This window comes from Ruegeria sp. AL12 (assembly GCF_056540885.1).
Genome location: NZ_JBQFXN010000023.1, coordinates 2,501 through 6,129, shown reverse-complemented (window position 1 = coordinate 6,129; position 3,629 = coordinate 2,501). Strand labels below are relative to the sequence as shown.

Sequence of the window (3,629 nt, the reverse complement as noted above, 5' to 3'; positions counted from 1 at the left end):
ATCGTGTTAGAGAGATGTGGGCTTTTACTAGGTTTGGCGGTGACCTACTCTCCCGGGGCTTAAGCCCAAGTACCATTGGCGCGGCAGTGCTTAACTTCCGGGTTCGGGATGGGACCGGGTGTTTCACTTGCGCTATGACCACCAAACCGAGGAAAAGCCCACGTCGCTGTTTTTGCTTTGCAAAAAGGCGACGCGCGGGAAGCAGCGTATTCGCTTGCGAATGCGCGTTCCCGCACGGTTGTAATTATCAACCAACAGTGTCGCTTGGTGCGACACGATCATCCATTGTCAAGGTCGGTGTATGCTTTGGTCTTGTCTTTCCATTACTGGATCAAATCAAGCCTGTCGGGCGATTAGTACCGGTCAACTGAACGCATTACTGCGCTTACATCTCCGGCCTATTGACGTGGTGGTCTTCCACGGCCCTCAGGGAGACCTTGTTTTGAGGGGGGCTTCCCGCTTAGATGCCTTCAGCGGTTATCCTGTCCGATCATAGCTACCCAGCACTGCCGTTGGCACGACAACTGGTCCACCAGTGGATCGTTCACCCCGGTCCTCTCGTACTAGGGGCAACTCCTCTCAAGTCTCCTACACCCACGGCAGATAGGGACCGAACTGTCTCACGACGTTCTAAACCCAGCTCACGTACCTCTTTAAACGGCGAACAGCCGTACCCTTGGGACCTGCTCCAGCCCCAGGATGAGATGAGCCGACATCGAGGTGCCAAACACTGCCGTCGATATGGACTCTTGGGCAGTATCAGCCTGTTATCCCCGGCGTACCTTTTATCCGTTGAGCGATGGCCCTTCCACTCGGGACCACCGGATCACTATGGCCGTCTTTCGACTCTGCTCGACTTGTCAGTCTTGCAGTCAGGCTGGCTTCTGCCATTGCACTCAACGAGCGATTTCCGACCGCTCTGAGCCAACCTTCGCGCGCCTCCGTTACGCTTTAGGAGGCGACCGCCCCAGTCAAACTACCCGCCACGCAGGGTCCCGGATCCGGATAACGGACCGCGGTTAGACATCAAGAGTGCGAAGGGTGGTATCTCAAGGGAGGCTCCACCGCGACTGGCGTCACGGTTTCAAAGCCTACCACCTATCCTGCACATCACAATCCTGATGCCAGTGCGAAGCTGTAGTAAAGGTGCACGGGGTCTTTCCGTCTAACCGCGGGAAGCCTGCATCTTGACAGGCAATTCAATTTCGCTGAGTCGATGTTGGAGACAGCGGGGAAGTCGTTACGCCATTCGTGCAGGTCGGAACTTACCCGACAAGGAATTTCGCTACCTTAGGACCGTTATAGTTACGGCCGCCGTTTACCTGGGCTTCAATTCAAGGCTCTCACCTCTCCTTTTAACCTTCAGGCACCGGGCAGGCGTCAGACCCTATACGTCGTCTTGCGACTTCGCAGAGCCCTGTGTTTTTAATAAACAGTCGCCACCCCCTGGTTTGTGCCCCCAGCCCCTAGTTGCCTAGGAACCGGGCCTCCTTCTCGCGAACTTACGGAGGTATTTTGCCGAGTTCCTTCAACATCGTTCTCTCAAGCGCCTTGGTATGCTCTACCAGTCCACCTGTGTCGGTTTAGGGTACGGTCTGATGGAGGGCTATTTCCAGGAACCACTCAGCAGCCCAATCAATCCGATAAGATTGAACTACACCTGTGATCCGTCACATCCTCCTGGCCCAGGAATATTAACCTGGTTCCCATCGCCTACGCCTTTCGGCCTCGGCTTAGGGGCCGGCTTACCCTGCTCAGATTAGCTTTAAGCAGGAACCCTTGGACTTTCGGCGAGAGTGTCTCTCACACTCTTTGTCGCTACTCATGTCATCATTCTCACTAGTGATCTCTCCACCGGATCCCTCACAGGCCGGCTTCATCGAAAGAACTCTATCCTGCGCTACCGCCTATTCGGCTACTTGAGCGCGATTACTCGCGCCACATAACCGGCGGCAATACAGGATGAGTTCTATGTCACACTACGCTCTGCTACCATGCCTTACGGCATCCTAAGCTTCGGCTCATGGCTTGAGCCCCGTTACATCTTCGCCGCAGGACAACTTATTTAGACCAGTGAGCTGTTACGCTATCTTTAAAGGATGGCTGCTTCTAAGCCAACCTCCTGGTTGTTTTGGTCGTCCCACCTGCTTTCCCACTTAGCCATGAATTGGGGGCCTTAGCTGTAGGTCAGGGTTGTTTCCCTCTCCACTACGGACGTTAGCATCCGCAGTGTGTCTGCCATCTAGTACTCCCGGGTATTCGGAGTTTGGTTAGGATCAGTAAGCCTGTGGGGCCCCATTACCCATCCAGTGCTCTACCCCCCGGGGTATTCGGATGACGCTCTACCTAAATAGATTTCGCAGAGAACCAGCTATCTCCGAGTTTGATTGGCCTTTCACCCCTAGGCACAGCTCATCCCGATCCTTTTCAACGGATGTGGGTTCGGTCCTCCAGTAAGTGTTACCTTACCTTCAACCTGGCCATGCCTAGATCACTCGGTTTCGGGTCTGATCCCACGAACTCATACGCCCTATTAAGACTCGCTTTCGCTACGCCTACACCTAACGGCTTAAGCTTGCTCGTGAGACCAAGTCGATGACCCATTATACAAAAGGTACGCCGTCAGCTCGCAAGGAGCCTCCGACTGATTGTAGGCGTTCGGTTTCAGGTACTGTTTCACTCCCCTCGTCGGGGTGCTTTTCACCTTTCCCTCACGGTACTGGTTCGCTATCGGTCAGCAAGGAGTACTTAGCCTTCGAAGGTGGTCCTCCGATCTTCAGACAGAATTTCACGTGTTCCGCCCTACTTAATACGTCCGTCAAAGCTTCCTATACGGGGCTGTCACCCGCTATGGCCACGCTTCCCAACGTGTTCTAGTCACTTATCCGGCTCGGCTGGTCCCCGTTCGCTCGCCGCTACTAGGGGAGTATCAATTGATTTCCTTTCCTCCGGGTACTTAGATGTTTCAGTTCCCCGGGTTTGCTCTTAAAACCCTATGTATTCAGGTCTTAAGTACCTGTTCATGCTCATTATTGATCAGCTGTGCTAACAATAACAAACATTCAGGTGGGTTGCCCCATTCAGAGATCCATGGATCAAAGCTTATTCTCAGCTCCCCATGGCTTATCGCAGAGTATCACGTCTTTCATCGCCTCTTGCTGCCAAGGCATTCACCAAACGCCCTTCTCGCGCTTGATTTGATCCAGAAAGAGAAAGACATAACATTTTGCGCTACCGCCTATTCGGCTACTTGAGCGCGTGAACCCTTCCGGCCTGCGGCCTTCACGGTTCGACTATGTCCAACGCGATCATCCAGCTGGTAACTAAAGATGATCTTTCTTCTGAACCAAAAGCATACTTTCCCGCCTTCCATCCTGGAACCCATGCTGCCGATGTCGGTCGGCCCCGCACGGAGAATGAAAGACATGCACGATCTGATGATCGTGCGGGTTAGTGTACTTGACTTGGACAACTCTGTTCGTTTCAGCCGGGATATTCAAAGAGGGACGAGGAAACATCCCAAATCGAACCTCCTCCGAAGAGGACCAACTGAGATCAACGCCACACTCGGCGCGATCAAACAGTGTTGATTGATTTCTCTCTATACGATTTCAAATGATCTCCGAAGG

General features: G+C 53.3%; 1 protein-coding gene and 2 rRNA genes. 1 reads left to right on the top strand and 2 read right to left on the bottom strand.

What is annotated here, in order from left to right:
- Window positions 1–31 precede the first annotated feature (31 nt).
- Together rrf and ACR0C6_RS20890 are read right to left on the bottom strand one after the other, a co-directional pair.
- Window positions 32–146 (bottom strand): 5S ribosomal RNA (gene rrf / locus ACR0C6_RS20895).
- A gap of 186 nt (window positions 147–332) precedes the next feature.
- Window positions 333–3,198: ribosomal RNA gene (locus ACR0C6_RS20890) — 23S ribosomal RNA — on the bottom strand.
- Window positions 3,199–3,329: 131 nt separating this feature from the next.
- Between ACR0C6_RS20890 and ACR0C6_RS20885 the strand changes: the two genes are divergently transcribed.
- The gene (locus ACR0C6_RS20885) at window positions 3,330–3,590 is read left to right on the top strand and encodes a hypothetical protein (RefSeq protein WP_480621012.1); all 261 of its coding nucleotides are present in this window, start codon (window positions 3,330–3,332) and stop codon (window positions 3,588–3,590) included.
- The last annotated feature ends 39 nt before the right edge of the window (window positions 3,591–3,629 follow it).

Excerpts from the sequence above, each read along its gene's own strand:
- ACR0C6_RS20885 (WP_480621012.1), top strand. The coding sequence starts at position 3,330 with ATGATCTTTCTTCTGAACCAAAAGCATACTTTCCCGCCTTCCATCCTG.